General features: G+C 71.8%; 13 protein-coding genes. All 13 read right to left on the minus strand.

Annotated elements, in window-relative coordinates; translation table 11 throughout:
- Window positions 1–84: 84 nt before the first annotated feature.
- Window positions 85–798, minus strand: coding sequence for a thrombospondin (locus tag AB0368_RS13190; protein WP_366154071.1), 714 nt, complete (start codon window positions 796–798; stop codon window positions 85–87).
- A gap of 107 nt (window positions 799–905) precedes the next feature.
- Window positions 906–1,514 carry an ATP-dependent Clp protease proteolytic subunit gene (locus AB0368_RS13195; protein WP_366154072.1) on the minus strand — a complete coding sequence of 203 codons (609 nt, stop codon included), beginning with the start codon at window positions 1,512–1,514 and terminating at the stop codon, window positions 906–908.
- Window positions 1,515–1,633: 119 nt separating this feature from the next.
- Window positions 1,634–2,695 (minus strand): 1-acyl-sn-glycerol-3-phosphate acyltransferase, encoded by a 1,062-nt coding sequence (locus tag AB0368_RS13200; protein ID WP_366154073.1) that lies wholly within the window; start codon window positions 2,693–2,695, stop codon window positions 1,634–1,636.
- Entirely contained in the window at window positions 2,695–3,546 is an 852-nt protein-coding gene (locus AB0368_RS13205) for a patatin-like phospholipase family protein (protein ID WP_366154074.1), read from the minus strand. The genes AB0368_RS13200 and AB0368_RS13205 overlap by 1 nt, the downstream gene beginning before the upstream one ends.
- Before the next feature lie 107 nt (window positions 3,547–3,653).
- Complete coding sequence (locus tag AB0368_RS13210; RefSeq protein WP_366154075.1) at window positions 3,654–4,682, minus strand: hypothetical protein; 1,029 nt, start codon at window positions 4,680–4,682, stop codon at window positions 3,654–3,656.
- A gap of 152 nt (window positions 4,683–4,834) precedes the next feature.
- Entirely contained in the window at window positions 4,835–6,226 is a 1,392-nt protein-coding gene (locus AB0368_RS13215; protein ID WP_366154076.1) for a glycosyl hydrolase family 18 protein, read from the minus strand.
- A 53-nt stretch (window positions 6,227–6,279) separates the two neighbouring features.
- Window positions 6,280–7,524 (minus strand): ABC transporter ATP-binding protein, encoded by a 1,245-nt coding sequence (locus tag AB0368_RS13220; RefSeq protein ID WP_366154077.1) that lies wholly within the window; start codon window positions 7,522–7,524, stop codon window positions 6,280–6,282.
- 27 nt (window positions 7,525–7,551) lie between these two features.
- Window positions 7,552–8,427 carry a hypothetical protein gene (locus AB0368_RS13225; protein ID WP_366154078.1) on the minus strand — a complete coding sequence of 292 codons (876 nt, stop codon included), beginning with the start codon at window positions 8,425–8,427 and terminating at the stop codon, window positions 7,552–7,554.
- 86 nt (window positions 8,428–8,513) lie between these two features.
- Entirely contained in the window at window positions 8,514–8,729 is a 216-nt protein-coding gene (locus AB0368_RS13230) for a hypothetical protein (protein WP_364711480.1), read from the minus strand.
- A gap of 3 nt (window positions 8,730–8,732) precedes the next feature.
- Window positions 8,733–11,888 carry a M50 family metallopeptidase gene (locus AB0368_RS13235; protein WP_366154079.1) on the minus strand — a complete coding sequence of 1,052 codons (3,156 nt, stop codon included), beginning with the start codon at window positions 11,886–11,888 and terminating at the stop codon, window positions 8,733–8,735.
- A gap of 214 nt (window positions 11,889–12,102) precedes the next feature.
- On the minus strand, window positions 12,103–13,710 hold the full coding sequence (locus tag AB0368_RS13240) for a trypsin-like peptidase domain-containing protein (protein ID WP_366154080.1): 1,608 nt from the start codon (window positions 13,708–13,710) through the stop codon (window positions 12,103–12,105).
- Window positions 13,711–13,792: 82 nt separating this feature from the next.
- A complete protein-coding gene (locus AB0368_RS13245; protein WP_366154081.1) occupies window positions 13,793–15,343 on the minus strand; it encodes a HAMP domain-containing sensor histidine kinase in 1,551 nt (516 codons plus the stop codon).
- A 7-nt stretch (window positions 15,344–15,350) separates the two neighbouring features.
- Window positions 15,351–16,067 carry a response regulator transcription factor gene (locus AB0368_RS13250; protein WP_366154082.1) on the minus strand — a complete coding sequence of 239 codons (717 nt, stop codon included), beginning with the start codon at window positions 16,065–16,067 and terminating at the stop codon, window positions 15,351–15,353.
- Window positions 16,068–16,156 lie beyond the last annotated feature (89 nt).

Below are 16,156 nucleotides of genomic sequence, written 5' to 3' on the forward strand. Positions count from 1 at the left end.
GGTTTCGGGGCGGGACGGCTGGTGACCGCCCCGGTTCCGAGAAGCACCGGCGGCGAATCGCCGCCGGTGAATATCAGGTACCCGTCAGAACCGGTTCACAAACTGTGTGTCAAGCCACTCTCGCAGGCTGCTGACCGGCTGCATGTCGGTGCCGAGCCAGGACAGCGACCCGGTGAGGGCCAGCACGCCGACCACGATGGCGGCCAGGGCCAGCACCATGCCGATCAGCGCGTCGGTCTTGCCGGCGACGTGCCGCTTGTTGGTGGCCCGGATGCCGGCGACCGACAGGATCAGGGCGAGCCCGGCGACGCCGATGCCGTAGCCCAGCAGCGGGCCGGAGAGCACGAGCAGGGCGCCGGCCAGCCCGGTGATCAGGCCGAGGGTGGCGAGCAGGCTGGCGCGCGGCTTCGGGCCGGCGAGCGGCTCGGGGGTGCGGTCGGCTACGCGGTCGGGGGTGCTGTCGACCTCACGGTTGGCGTGCCGGGTCTTGTCGTCGTCGACGGCCGCCATGGGAAGGGTGCGGTCCCGGTCGTCTGCGTGACGCTTCTCGGTCCGCGCGCGCTCCGTGCGAAGCTCTTCGGTCCGGGCATCCTGCTCACGGATGGCGCCGGCCGCGGCGGTCCGGTTGGCGGCGGTCCGGTCCTCGGCTGCGCGGTCGGCGGCCGCCAGGTCTTCGGGGCGGCCGGCCTGGACCGCTCCGGGCTGGGTGGGGGCATCGGTCCGCGCGGAGACAGGCGCTCGGTCTTCGGTCTCGGTGGTGGTGGTGTCGGACTGGCGGGAGAACGTCGGGAGTCTCACGTCAGCACCTCCTTCAAACCTTCGGGGATGCCCTGGCTATACCCCCGCGGCCCGTGAGGCACACAAACGGGCGCACGGTCACCCGTACGCCCGTTCGAGGAGAAGCGTCAGACCAGCGCGGACGTCGCCGAGACGTCGGCCGCCTTGGAGATCACGTGGTCGACGATGCCGTAGTCCTTGGCCTCCTGCGCCGTGAACCAGCGGTCGCGGTCCGAGTCGATGCCGATCTGCTCCGGTGTGTGCCCGGTGTGGAAGGCGATCCGCTCGTTCATCACCTTCTTGATGTGCAGCATGCTCTCGGCCTGGATGGCGATGTCGGCCGCGGTGCCGCCGATGCCGCCGGAGAGCTGGTGCATCATCACCCGCGCGTGGGGCAGTGCGTACCGCTTGCCGGCGGTTCCCGCGCAGAGCAGGAACTGCCCCATCGAGGCGGCCATGCCCATGGCGATCGTCGCCACGTCGTTCTTGATGTACTGCATCGTGTCGTACACGGCCATGCCGGCGCTGATCGAGCCGCCCGGCGAGTTGATGTACAGGGCGATGTCCTTCTCGCTGTCGGCGGAGGCGAGCAGCAGCATCTGGGCGCAGATGCGGTTGGTCACCTCGTCGTTGACCTCGCTGCCGAGGAAGATGATGCGCTCGCGGAGCAGCCGCTCGAAGACCTGGTCGTCAAAGGATGCGCCACCAGACCGCATCACGAAGTCGTCAACACTCATGGACCCACCCTCTCGCACCAGCCGGAGGGGTGCGGCACCCACCCGGCATCAGACTCTCCTACCTTCCCCGGTAACGACCGCCACGCCCAGCGATTCCCCTGAGGGCGAAAGGCGAACGCTCAACCGGACGGCACTCCGGTGCGGCGGGCCGTCCAGTCCGTACCCAGCGGGCGGGGCTGCGGCCGGTGCTCGTCGATCCACTTGTCGATGCGGGCCCACCAGTCGTAGAGCCAGGCCACCCGCTCGTCCTCCCCGGCCGGGATCTCCTCGGGCGGCACGCTCCAGAAACGCATCACGAGCTGCTTGTCCATCGGCAACTCCCGCCAGACGTCGGCCACCGTGATCATCTTGTCGAGGCCGGTGTGGGCCACGAAGATCACGCCGGCGTCCGGGGCAGCGTCGATGGCGGCCAGCAGCCCGCCCGGCTTCGGCGGGAGGAGGTTGCGCAGGCGCTCCGCCCGTACGGCCATGTCCTCCAGACCGCGAGCGCGCAGCCGGGCGATCGCCCGGACCCGGCGGTGCGGGGTGAAGTTGCCACCTTCCGGGAAGATGACGAACGCGTCGTTGTGGTCGAGGCCGCTCGCCAGCGTCCCGACGTGCTGTTCCAGGTCGGTGATGCCGGGGCGGCCCGGGCTGATGAACCGGTTGGGCAGGCGGTTGAGCAGGATGTCGACCGCCGGGTCCCACTGCAGGGTGGCCTTCAGCACGATCCGCGGTTCCCGCTCGAACCAGTTGACCAGTGCGTGGATCAGGACGAACGAGTCGCCCGGCCCCGCGTGCCGGCTGACCACGATCTCGGGACGTCCCGGCATGCCCGTGTCCGGGTCGGTGCCGACGACGTCGATGCTCAGGTGCAGCGACCACTTCGCCACCCAGAACAGCGCGCGAAGGAAGACGCCGGTCAGCACGTAGTGGGCGCGCTGGAACGCCGGGGTTCTGATCTTCCACCCGAACCCGGACGCCACCCACAGCCCGGCCAGGCTGACGAGGGCAGCCGCGTCCCAGACGACGTAGACGATGCCCAGGAACGCCAGGCGCGGCAGCCGCAGATGACCCGGCGCGAGCGGCGATGCCGCGAGCGCCAGCAGCAGCCACACCGGGAGCGTCGTCAGCAGCACGGCGGCGAGGATCACCACCAGCGGGGCGATGACCAAGCGGCGGACCCACGGCGCCGGAAGCATCAGGCGCCGTCGCTCGGAGCGGGTGCGACGTTCGCCGCCAGATAGCGGCGGGACGCCGTGTATGCCCGGCTGATCCGGCGCCCGGCGGCGGCCATGTCCCGGTAGGCCCACGGCGAATCGTCACGGCTCTCGCCGCCACCGGTCGGTAAGACATGCACCCGCACATCGTCGGGCAGCGATGCAAGCTCCCGCGCGAACCGGTGCCGCCGCGCGATCTCGAACGCCACCTGGGCCACCTCCCACGGCCGCCGGGGCACGGAGAGTGGCCGTTCGATCCGTCCGACCTGGAGCACGAAGATCAGCTTGGCGCCGACCCGGACCGCCTCCCCGATCGGGATCGAGTTGACGATGCCGCCATCGACGAAATGCTCGCCGTCGATCTCCATCGGGGGCAGCAACCCCGGCACGGACGACGAGGCGAGCACGGCGTCGACCAGCGGACCGCTGTCGAACCAGTGCTCGGCAGCGCGCTCGATGCTGGCGGCGCAGCACCGGAACGGCACCTTGAGATCGGCGAAGTCGGCGTGCTCGCCCAACTCGGCGCCGAGCAGGCGGCGCAGCGGCAACGGCGAGTGCAGGTGGGTACGCGCGGCGAACCGGCGGAGCTGCCGGGCGAGCGAGTCCCCGTAGACCTCCGCGGCCTCGGGCGACGACCAGAGCCGCACCAGCCGGTCGGTGACGGCCTCGGTCGGATCGGCCGCGACGAGCGCCCCGTTGACGGCACCGATCGAGGTGCCCACGACGACGTCGGGCCGGTAGCCGGCCCGGAACAGCGCCCGCAGCATGCCGACCTGGACCGCCCCGAGGACACCACCCCCACCCAGCACGAACGCGACCGGCTTCTGCACCATGCGGCCATCGTTCCACGTCGCGGCGCCGCGGGAACCGTTGTCCACAGGGGCGGAACGATCACGGTTCCCGCGAGCCTCGACGCCGCCGCCCACCAAGGCGACACCGGCTACGAAGCGGAGCGGCAGGTTCCGTCGGAGTCGGTGTTGCCGCCCAGATCCACGATCTGCGCCCACACGGCCCGGCAGTTCTGGGGGCCGTGGCCGGTCATGTTGCCGCTGACCTCGGTCCGCTGCAGGGTGACCCGGCCGGGGCCGAGCGGGTTCTCCGGGCCGGGCACGTAGCCGAGCGTGATGTTGATCCCGCCGCCACCGTCCTCGGCATAGTTGCCGGTCACCGCGGAGTCCAGCACCGTCACGGTCTCGGTGCCCCGTACGTCGATGCCGCCGCCCAGCCCGGCGAGCTCCCCGGGACGGGTGGGGTCGTACGGGTTGGTCACCCGGTTACCGGTGATCGTCGACCGTTCGATCCGGCCTCGCCAGTCGAAGCGCAGGCCGCCGGCCTCTCCGGCCTCGTTGCCGTCGACGAGGCTGTCGCGCAGCGTGAACGAGGTGAACGGGATGTTCTGCACCGCGCCGCCGAAGCGGGCCCGGTTGCCGGTCAGCCGTACGCGTTCCATGACCAGGTCCGAGGAGTTCAGTACGCCCCCGCCGCCGTAGTAGTTGTACAGCGAGGCCACCGGCGCGGAGACACCGCCGGTGATCGTGAGGTCGGTGATCGAGGCGGGGTTCAGGGTCGTGAACACCCGGTCGAGCTGGGCGCCGTCGATGACCGTACGGTCACGCCCCGCGCCGATCACGGTGGTGGGCTTGAAGATCTTCAGGTTCCCGTGCGCCGCGTCGGCCAGGGTGTAGTCGGTGAAGGCCCTGCCGAGCAGCGGCGGGATGGCGAGCGTGAACCGGCCCTCGGGGATGACGATGGTCGAGCCGGGCGCGGTGTTCGCCTCCATGACGGCCGCCCTGAGCGTGCACCTCCCGTCGTCGGCGGCGCAGCGACCGTCGCCCGGCCGCCGGTCGGGCGCGTCCGCGGTGCTGTCGACGTGCAGCTGCAGCGCACCGTCCCGGGGCGCGGCGTCGGCCGGAGATGCCACGGCGACGGCGAGGGTGCCGACGGCGGCCAGGAGTATCGATGTCCTCATGACCGAGCAAGTTACTGGGGAGTAACGGCACAATCCCGAGCAATGCCGGATTTGTTCATATGCTGCCAGGTCGATGATCAGAGCTTGCGACGTTCAATATCGACAACGCGGACGGCGGCCCGCACCGGGCGGGCCGCCGCCGATCCACATCGTCAGAGGCTGTTCAGGAACGGCTCGTGGCTGTTCTTGAACTCCCACCCGTAGAACTTGTCCCAGTTGATCGACCAGGTCATCAACCCGCGGAAGTTCGGGTTCGTGCCGCTGCGCAGCGTGTACCCGCCACAGTTCGTGTTGTTGACCAGGCAGGTGACCGCCTGCTGCACGCCCGCCGGTGCGACGTACCCGTTGCCGGCGCTCACCGACGACGGCGCCCCGAAGGCGACCTGGTCCTCCCGCAGGGCCGGGAACATGTTGGCCGTGTTGCCGGCGACCGGGAAGCCGGCAAGCAGCATGTCGGTCATCGCGATGTGGAAGTCCGCCCCGCCCATGCTGTGGTACTGGTTGTCCAGGCCCATGATCGAGCCGCTGTTGTAGTCCTGCACGTGCAGCACCGTCAGCTCGTTGCGCAGCGCGTAGATCACCGGCAGGTACGAGCCGGCGCGCGGGTCCTGGCCGCCCCAGGGACCGGAGCCGTAGTACTGGTAGCCGAGCTGGACGAAGAACGTCTCCGGCGCCATCGTCAGCACGAAGCCGGCGCCGTACCGGGTCTTGAGCGACTTGAGGGCCGCGATCAGATTGACCACGACCGGGGTCGTCGGGTTCTTGAAATCGGTGTCGCCGGTGTTCAGCGACAGCGAGTGGCCCTCGAAGTCCACGTCCACGCCGTCCAGGCCGTACTTGTCGATGATGGCGCTGACCGAGCTGACGAACTTGTCGCGGGCCGCGGTCGTGGTGAGCTGGACCTGGCCGTTGGCGCCGCCGATCGAGAGCAGGACCTTCTTGCCGGCCGTGCGCTTGGCCTTGATGGCGTTGATGAACTCCGCCTCGGACTCCACACCCGGGCACTCGGTGGCCGGGCACAGCGTGAAGCGGATGTCGCCGGAGGTGGCCGAGGTCGGCTCGCCGAAGGCCAGGTTGATGATGTCCCAGTCGCCCGGTACGTCGGCCATCCGCAGGTAGCCCGAGCCGTTGGCGAAGCTGGCGTGCAGGTAGCCGATCAGCGCGTGCTTCGGCAGACCTGTCACCGGTGGCTGGGTCGGCGGAGTCGTCGGCGGCGTTGTCGGCGGGGTGGTGGGTGGCGTCGTCGGCGGGGTGGTGGGTGGCGTCGTCGGCGGAGTCGTGGGCGGCGTGGTGCCACCGCACGTGCCGTTGTCGGCCCAGACGTCCCACTGACCGCTGTGCGTCGCCGGGCTCTCGTTCTGGGTCCACCACTTGGCGGTGAAGTTGTGACCGGATTGCGAAGCGGTCATGTCCTTGGTGTAGACGGCCGTGGAGCTCCAGGCCGGACCGCAGGCCGCGGCGGCATCGGCGGACGAGGCTATGTAAACGGCGGAGCCGGACGCCGTGAGCAGGGCGGTCACGGCGAGAAGCAGGGATCGGCGCATGGGGGATGGCCTCCAACGTCGGTATATCGACAGTTGGCCAATTATTAGGACTGTTAACTGATTCTGTCCAGAGCCGGTTCCGGGAATCTGATCCGCCGGCCCGAGCGGTCGAACAGCAGCAGGTCCTCCACGCGTACGCCGACGGTCAGCGCCGACCCCGGCTCGACCCGTCCCGGCGCCGGGACACGCACCATCACCTCGCCCAGGGGCGGCGGCTCCGTCAGATCGTGCGCCGGCTGCAGGCCGTACGGCGAACGGTCGGGCGGCGGCCCGGTCCGCTGCCGCGGGACGTCCGGTATCTCCAGGTGCGACGTCGCCACCGGCGTCGGTACGCCGCCCACGTCGAGGTGCACGAGCAGTTCGTGCCCCACGTTCTCGACCGCGCGCACCGTGCCGCTCAGCGTCATCGGCCCCGTGCCGCCCGCCGGCAGCGCCCGGATGGCGACCGTGACCCGCGCGGTGTCATGCCGGGCGAGCGCCGCCGTCCGGGGATCCTCGGCCGGGAACTCGAGCACCTGAGAGCCGAGGTCGAGCAGCACACGCCCCTCGGAGGCGTACACCGCGGCCTCGAGGAGGCTGGTGCGAGGCTTGCCCAGGAACGCCGCGACGAAGATGGTGTCGGGGTCCGCGTACACCTGGGCCGGGGGTCCGATCTGCTGGAGCACGCCGCGCCGCAGCACGGCGACGCGGTCGGCCATGCTCATCGCCTCGACCTGGTCGTGCGTCACGTAGATCGTGGTGACACCCAGCCGGCGGGACAGCGCCACGATCTCGCCGCGCAGCGCCGCCCGGGATCCCGCGTCCACCTGCGACAGCGGCTCGTCGAGCAGGAACACCGACGGCCGACGGACCAGTGCCCGGGCCATCGCCACCCGCTGCCGCTGCCCGCCCGACAGGTGCTCGGGATAGCGGCTGAGCAGGTCGTCCACCCCGGCGTGCCGGGCCACCTCGGCGACCCGCGTGGCGATGTCCGCGGACGGCAACGGCACGGCCCGCAGCGGGAAGCCGATGTTCTGGGCGACCGTGAGATGCGGATAGAGCGCGTACGACTGGAAGATCATGGCGATGCCCCGGTCGCGCGGGGCGATCTCGGTGACCGCCACGCCGTCGTACCGCACCTCGCCGGCGGTGGGCTGTTCGACGCCCGCCAGCAACCGCAGCAGAGTCGACTTGCCGCAGCCGGTCGGGCCGAGCAGCACAACGAACTCGCCCGGAGCCACGTCGAGGTCCACGCCGTCCACGGCCACCGCGCCGTCGTCGAAGACCTTCGTGAGTGCCCGGGCCGCGATAGCGACCATGCCTCCCATAGTGGGGGCCGTCGGGTCCTAGTGCCAGACGGAGCGGTCCAGGAAGCCGTCGCCGTCGTCGTCGAACATGCGCTTCTCGAACGTGCCGTCGTGGTCCTTGTCGTAGTCGGCGAAGTCCACGCGGTTGTCGAGGTCCTTGTCGACGCCGATGAAGTCCGTTTTGCCGTCGTCGTTCAGGTCGACGAGGATCTCCGCGCCGCCGCCGTGGTGACCGCGGTAGGTGGATGCGTCGAGCCTGCCGTCCCCGTCCGCGTCGACCCGGTCGTGGTAGCCCTTCGGCGCCGGCAGCTCCGCGTGACCGTGGCCGCCGTGCATCTCGCCGGCTTCGCCGAACCCGCTGCGCGGAGCGTCACCGAAGCCCGAGACCGCCGGCAGGCCGTCCAGGTCCGGGCCCTCCGCGAGGCCGGGTGCGGACCCCAGACCCGAATGACCCGGCACGCCGCCACCCCCGGCCCCCCAGGCTCCCGGGGCGTCCCCGAAGCCCTGTGCCGCCGGGTGCTCGACGGCTGCGTTCGCGGCGAGGCCTGCCGACGTACCGAATTCCGACCACTCCCCGAGCCCGGACCGGCCCGCGGTGCCCGGGCCGATCCCCGCCGCGCCGTCGGCGGGCACCCCGCCGGTCGGCACACCGGTCTGCGCGCCGATGCCGTCGGTGAGCGCGCCCATGCCGCCGCCGAAGGAGCTGAAGAGCCCGAACGTGCTCGACTTGCTGACCCGGTCCTCGACCGTGGCCAGCGTCGCTCCGACGTCGGAGGCGACCTGCTGGTGCAGGAGGTCGACCTCGGAGGCGTCGAGGGCATAGCCGGCCAGCGCCGTGCCCGGGTCGCGCGCCAGGTGCGCCTGGAAGGCGGGGTCGGTGAGCAACCGCTCGAGGACGGCGTCGAAATCGCTCATGGCATCACCGTAGGCGGCGGCGTCCAGCCCCCGGTATCCCTCGGTCAGGCGGGATCAGTCCCGCCCTGATATCCCCCCAGGCGGGATCAGTCCAGCTCGGGCATCGCGACCGGCTGCGGCCGGGGCCGGCACGTGCCGCACTGGACCGCGTCCTCGACCACCAGCGCCTCGGCCCGGTCCCGGCTGGCCGACCGGCTGACCTGCAACAGGTACGGCCCGAAGCGGGCGTGGTCCTCGCACACGCCGCGGCCGCAGAACCGGCAGCTGCCACGCGCCGCCTTGGCGCAGAAGAAACAGAGCACGGCTCATCCAATCACGGGCGGCGTCGAGGTCGACGTCGACGGTTCGGGGTCGTCGGACGGGGGGTCGTTCGGCGTCGACGGGTCGTCCGACGGCGGAGGCGAGGCCGAGGCCGAGCTCGAGGGCGTCGGCGGCCGCGTCGAGGGCCGGATCGTGGTGGGCGGCGCCGTGGGCCTGGTCGTCGGCCGGACGGTCGTCGGGTCCGGGCGGTCGGGCGTCACCGGGCGTACCGGGTCGGTGGTCGGCTGGGGATCGGTCGTCGCCTCGGTCGGCGGTGCCGAGCCCAGCGACGGCGGCACCGTGCTCGGCAGGTCGGACGGCTCGTCGCTGGGCGAGTCGCTGGGCGAACCGGCCGGCGGTGCCACGGGTACGCCGTCACCACAGCTGAGCGTGGTCACGTCGGCCATCGAGGGGGTGCCGGCCACGTACACGCGCCCGGTGGCGACGCTGACCGCGCCGGGGTCCACCGCGAACCACGCCGCGCCGTTGTTGGTCACGTCGCCGCCGGCCGGCCGGGCCACGGTCAGGTTCAGCGGCTGGTACGCCCCGCTCGTACTGCCCGTGTCGGCCAGGACGCGGCCGCGGTGGACCGTGATCGCCCCGTGCGGCACCCGCCGGCGTCCGGCGTCGGTGTAGAGCGCGCCCACCTCGGCTCGGGTGCCCGCGCAGAGCAGCGTCGCCGAGCCGCCCTGGAAGGTGAGCCGGCCGGAGGACTTGCTGGACACGCGCACGACGGCGCCCTGGTCGACGTACCGGCGGTCGCCCTCGGCAAGACGTACTTTCCGGCCGTCGATGGTGGCGGTCACCGTGCCGCGGTCGGCGGTCAGCAGGGCCCGGTCGGTCGGCATCTCGGCCCAGGCCGGACCGGGCGCGAAGTTCATGCCCGTCAGCAGCAGTGCCAGCAGGAGCAGGAGCAGCACCAGCCACCACATGCGCCGCTCGAAGCGGCGGTCCACCTCGGGGTCCTCGGTGCCCTCCGGCGGCCCGGGCGGCACCGCGAGCGGGGGGTAGACACCGGCCGAGTGCACGCCCGTGGCGGCCGGACCGCGACCGGCCTCGGCGGGTCCGGTGAGCCGGCTCGGCGCGCCGACCAGCGGCGGCAGGTCAGCGGCGTCGGGGATGACCCACAGCCGGGTGGGGGTACGCGTCTGCGCGACCGCACCCGGGTTGCCGTCCCCGACCGGCCCGATGAGCGTGCCGCGGCGCAGCTCCACCCCGTCGGGCATGGCGATCACGCCGGACTCGACGACGACCGCGTGGGTCGGCCCGGCCAGCTCGACCGGCGCTCCCGGCTCAAGGTCGACGGGGTGCGCGGAAGCGATCAGGGCGAGCCGTTCGTCCCCCGCGAGCCCGGCGAGGGCGGGAGTGTCGGCGAAGAGTGCCTCCGCCTCGGCCCGGTCCGCCGGGGGCGGCCCCGGCAGAGGGCCGACGACGGTCGCCACGGCCGCGGTCGGAACGGCCAGCAGCGTCGTGCCCGCGGTGTGCCAGTCCAGCGACGTGGAACGGCCGGTGAGCGCGTTGGCGAGGCCGACGACCCCACCCGCGCCGACGTGGTGGCGGATCGTGCCGCCCGGGTCGCCGGGCCTGCGGGCCTGCATGGCGCCGTCGACGACCACGTACACAGCGTGCTGGGTACTGCCGGCCAGCACCATCTGGGTGCCGGAGGGCGGGCGGACCCAGCTCGCTCGCGCGGCCAGGCCGGCCAGCGCCGCCTCGGGAAGACCACCCAGGTCGGAGTTGCGCAGGGCGGCGAGCCGTCGCGGCGCGTCGGCATCGCGGCGCTTCTCGGTCGCGCGGACCCGGAACCGCTGCCACGAGCGGACCGCCCACGCCACGGCCAGGTAGATCAGCGGCGCGCAGAGCCCGCCCACGACCAGGACGAGCAGGAGCTTGCCGGCGGCACCGCTGTGCCAGAGCCCGGTCGCCAGCCCGGCGATCCGGTCGGCCCAGACCCGGTACGCGAGGTTGGCCGCGATCGCCAGCCAGAGCACGGCCAGGACGCCGTACAGCGCGACGATGCGGCCCTCCCGGTCGAGGCCACCCCACGCGGGCGGGCGCCCCCGCAGCCGGGAGGCCACCCACGCCAGCCCACGGCCGCGCAGGTTGGGGATCTCGAGCCAGTCCATCAGCAGGTAGTAGCCGTCCAGCGCGAGCAACGGGTTCAGGTTGAACAGCACGTTGAGGTACCAGACGAAGGCCAGCTTGAAGGCGAGCGGGCCGAGCGCGGGCACCGCCAGCCCGACCAGCTGCACGGATCCGGCGAGCACCAGGCCCGTCGCGGGGCCGGCCCCGGTGACCAGCATGCGGGCGCGCCGCCCGGCCATCCAGACGTCCGTGGTGTCGACGAACACCGACGGGATGCCGAAGTAGACGAGCAGCCCGGCGGCCGGGATCTCACGGCCGGCGTGTTTGGTGGCCAGGGCGTGGCCGAGCTCGTGGCTGGCCAGGGCGAGCAGGTTGAGCAGCAGCAGGACCACCGCGCCGAGCAGGTAGGACCCGCCGCTGAGGAACACCGCCTGGCTCCCGCGCCACCACGTCGCGGCGAAGATCCCGATGCCGGCCAGCGCGAAGACCGAGAGGACGATCGCGGCAGCCTTCGTGAACAACAGCCGCCCCCCACCCCGGTAGAGCGCGGTGATGACCCGGTCGATGTCGAAGACGAGCATGCGCTGACCGCGCGCGGCGGCGAGCACGCCCCTGCCGAGCCGGTGCGGCAGCGGCTTGCGGTCGAGTTCCTGCAGCGGGCGGAAGGCGTCGACCGGCAGCTCCTCGAGCATGCGGTTGCCCGCCAGGTCGGCGACGACGCGGCGGACCTGGTCGGGCGCCAGCCGGCCGGCGAGGCGCGCGAACTCGGCGACCAGGCGGGCCACCGTGTGCGTGCCGTCCATCATCAGCGCGAGCTGCCACTCCTCCGGCGTCAGCCGCAGATAGCAGGCGCGGCCACCGTCGTCGGGCGACCGGAGCATCACGTACGTGGCGCCGCGAACGCTGGTGAGCTCGGCGGCCTCGATGCCCGCCCGCAGCACCGGTTTCGCCCGGGCCGGGTTGAGCCGGTCGACGACCGCGCCCCAGAGTCCGGGATCGGCGGGTCCGAGTGGCTCTCCCGGCGCGCGTCCGGCCAGGGCTTCCCAGACATTCATCCGGGTCTCGACGTAGGTCACTCGGGTCGGCCTTCCAATCCGCTATGGCGAATGGAGACTAGGCGGTCGGCCGGGCCGAACGCGAGCCCCCGATTTGCCGCTGATCGGCAGATACAGCACGGAGTGGACACAAAAGGTGCGGTGGGCGGTCGTGACCAACCCCCTTGGTCACGACCACCCACCGCGTGGGAGGTGGTGCCGCCCGATGGCCCGGGCGGCACCGGGTCCTAGCCCGTCAGGACGCCTCGGTGAGCGTGGCGTTGACGGTCTGCTCCTGTCCGTTGCGGGTGAACGTGACGGAGACGCTGTCCCCGACTTTGCCGTTCTGGATGATCGTCACCAGGTCGTCGGAGTCGTTGACCGACTTGCCGTTGACCGACTTGATGACGTCGCCCTGCTCGAGGCCGGCCTTGGCGGCCGCGCTGTTCGGGCTCACCAGGCTGACCTGGGCGCCGCCGCCCTCGGCCTCGGTGACACTGACGCCCAGCGCGGGGTGGCTGACCTTCTCGCCGTTCATCAGGGCCTTCGCGACGATCTGCACCCGGTCGCTCGGGATCGCGAAGCCCAGGCCGATGTTGCCCGAGCTCGACCCCGAGGTGGCGATCGCCGAGTTGATGCCGATGACCTGGCCGTTGGTGTTGACCAGCGCGCCGCCGGAGTTGCCGGGGTTGATCGGCGCGTCGGTCTGCAGCAGGCCGGACATCGAGGTGGTGGCCTGCGGCTGCTCCTGCTGCTGGCCGCCGAACGGGTTCTGCGGGGTCTGCTGGTCCTCACCACCGGACTGGATGGTCCGATCCTTGGCGCTGATGATTCCCTCGGTCACCGATCCCTCCAGGCCGAGCGGGCTGCCGAGCGCGAGCACGGTGTCGCCCACCTGCATGTCGGCGCTCCGGCCGAGGGTGGCGGGCTTGAGGTCGTCGACGCCGGTGACCTTGACGACCGCCAGGTCCGTACGCGGATCGGTGCCGGTGATGGTGCCCTCGGCCTTCTTGCCGTTCGCGAAGATGACCGTGACGGTCTTGCCCTGAGCGGTGGCGACCACGTGGTTGTTGGTCACGATGTAGCCCTGCTCGTTGAGGACGACGCCGGAGCCCTCGCCGGTACCGGTGGTGATCGAGACGACGCTGTCCTTGACCGCCGCGACGATCTGGGCCAGCGACGACCGGTCGACGACCCGGGTGACGGACGAGTTGGCGCTCTGCACGGTAGCCGTGGCGTGGTCGTCGTCGAAGGCCAGCGCGGTCGCCGCACCGACCCCGCCGGCGGCGAGAGCGATCAGCACGGCGGCCGCCCCGGTCACCAGGATGCGGCGCCCCCGGCCGGCCCGGGCGGGATCGCGCTGCGGTTCGGTCCCGACGGAGGTTGCCCAGATCGGGGCATCGGCGCGCGGGGCGCCGTTCCACGGCTCCTGGCCGCCCGGGTAAGCCCCCGCGTAGGCCGGCTGCGGAGCGGTCTGCGGGTACTGCTGGCCCGGGTAGGCCTGGCCAGGGAACGGCGGCTGACCAGGCTGGGCGGGTTGAGCTGGCTGGGCGGGCTGGGCGCCCTGCTGCCACGGCGAACCGGGCCACTGGCCGGGCTGCGCCCCGGATACGGGCTGGGGCTGGCCGGGATGCGCCCCCGACACGGGCTGGGGCAGGCCGGGCTGAAGCTGGCCCGGCTGCGCCTCGGGCGCCGGGTGGGGCTGCCAGGACGCCGGCTGGCCGAGTGCGGGCTGCTGAGCCGTCGTGTCGGACTGTCCCCGCTCCGGGCTGCTACCTGCGGGAGAGGCGTCCGCGGGCCGGTGCGACGGCTCCTCGGGCGAGGAGTTCTCGTGCCGCTGCGGGTTGGTCTCGTACTCGTTCATGGGGACAACATTGCCCCCGACCGCTCCGACTGACCTGTGCTGACCCTGAAGGTTTTCTGTGAATGGCGAAGCGCCGGGAATCTCAGGATTCGTCGGGTACGAGCGCAGGCAACGAGACCCGGAAGACGGCACCCCGGCCGGGTTCGCTGAGGACCTCCACGGTGCCGTGGTGGGCCCGTACGATCGCCGCCACGATGGCCAGCCCGAGCCCCGTACCGGTGGCTTCCCGGTCGGTACGCCGGGTCCGCGCCTCGTCCGCCCGGTAGAACCGCTCGAAGACGTGTTCGCGCTGCTCAGGCGTCAGCCCCGGGCCGGTGTCGGCGACCTCGACGACCGCCCGGTTGCCGTCCGCAGTGGAGAGCGACAGGGTCACGGAGGCGTCCGGCGGGGTGTGCACGATGGCGTTGGTCATCAGGTTGCCGATCACCTGCCGCAGCCGCGCATCGTCCCCGTACGCGACCAGTTTCTCCGGCGCGTCCCGGATGTCCAGCTCGATCGTCCGGTCGGGCGCGGTGGCCTGCGCCGCCTGCACCGCGTCCAGCGCAAGCACAGGAAGCTCCACCGGCGCCAGCGTCACCGGCCGCTCCCGGTCCAGGCGTGCGAGCAGCAGCAGATCCTCGACCAGCAGCCCCATCCGGGCCGCCTCGTCCTCGATCCGCCGCAGGATCTTCGCCGTGTCCCCGGGATCGGCCACCGCCCCCTGCCTGTACAGCTCGGCGAACCCTCGGATAGAGGTCAGCGGCGTACGCAACTCGTGCGAGGCGTCCGCGATGAACTGCCGCATCTTCTCCTCGGAGCGCACCGCCCGGCTTTCCGACGCCAGGGCCGCGTCGGCGGCGTCGCGGGCCTGCGACTCCGCGGCGCGTGCGGCCGTCTCGGAAAGGGCGCGCGCGGTGAAGGCGGCCTCGATCTGCGCCAGCATGGCGTTGAGCGCCCGGGACAGCCGGCCCAGCTCAGTCTGCGGCTCGCCCTCGTCCGGCTCGGGGTCGGGCACCCGCTGGGTGAGGTCCCCGGCGGCGATGGCCGCCGCCGTGCGCTCGATCTGCACCAGCGGGATCAGGCTCTGGCGGACGATGGCGGCACCGATCGCCGCGAGAGCGAAGAGCACCCCGGCGCCCACCAGGGTGTCGACCCAGATGAGGCGGCTGATGGCGTCGTCGATGCCGACCAGCCGCTGCCCCACGTGCAGGACCGACCCGTTGCGCAGCTGGGTGACCAGCATGCGCCAGTGCTCGGTACCGTCCTTCGAAGGCGTGGTGTAGGGCTTGTCGAGGTGCTTGTTGACGTCCTCCACGCCGCTGACCATCGGGGGCAGCTGCTCGGGCGCCAGGCTGCCGTCGTACTCGGGCGAACCCACGCCCTGGACCGTGGTGAGCGCCACGTAGTACTCGCCCGGAAGCTTCAGCTCTTCGTAGGCCCGCAGGTTCTCGACGATGTGGGTCAGCTGCTCGAGCTGCGCATCGACGCGGCTAATCATGTAGCTGTGCAGGGCGTACGTGCTCGCCGCGCTGATCAGGGTCAGCGCCGCGAACACCAGGGCGAGCACGGACGCGACGAGCTTGGTGCGCAGCGGCACCCGGCGCAGCCCGGTCTGCAGCGGGACGTGACTGCGGACCCGGTCGGAGAGGGTCACCGGGGACTCAGGCTGCCGGTTTGCGCAGGACGTACCCGACGCCGCGGAGCGTGTGGATCAGACGGGGTTGCACGTTGTCCACCTTGCGCCGCAGATAGGAGATGTACGACTCCACGATGTTGTCGTCGCCCCGGAAGTCGTACTTCCACACGTGGTCGAGTATCTGCGCCTTGGAGAGCACGCGGTTGGCGTTCAGCATGAGGTAGCGCAGCAGCTTGAACTCCGTAGGCGACAGCTGCACGCGCTGGCCGGCGCGGTAGACCTCGTGCGTCTCCTCGTCGAGCTCGAGGTCGGCGAACACGAGGCGCGAGGGCTCCTCGTCACCGGCGCTGGTGCGGCGCAGCACGGCCCGGATGCGGGCGGTGAGCTCCTCCAGGCTGAACGGCTTGGTCACGTAGTCGTCGCCGCCGAGGGTGAGCCCCCGGATCTTGTCGTCGGTGCCGTCGCGGGCGGTCAGGAAGACCACCGGGGTGCGCTGGCCGCCCTCGCGCATCAGCCGGATGACCTCGAAGCCGTCGAGGTCGGGCAGCATGACGTCGAGGACGACGAGGTCGGGGGTGGCGTTCTTGGCCGCGCTGACGGCGGCGCTGCCGCTGGTCGCGGTGCTGACGTCGAACCCGGCGAAGCGCAGGCTGGCGGAGAGCAGCTCGAGGATGTTGGCGTCGTCCTCCACCACGAGGAGCTTCGCTTCGCTCTGCTTGCCCTGGGTCTGTGTGGCGGCCATGGCCTCCATCTTCACCCAGGCCGCTGCACCTCCGCTGCACGGTGCCTGAAAGTTTTCTGTGAGCGCTCTAGGCGGCGAGTCCGAAGGTG

This window comes from Actinoplanes sp. NPDC051475, assembly GCF_040689425.1.
GTDB lineage: Bacteria > Actinomycetota > Actinomycetes > Mycobacteriales > Micromonosporaceae > Actinoplanes.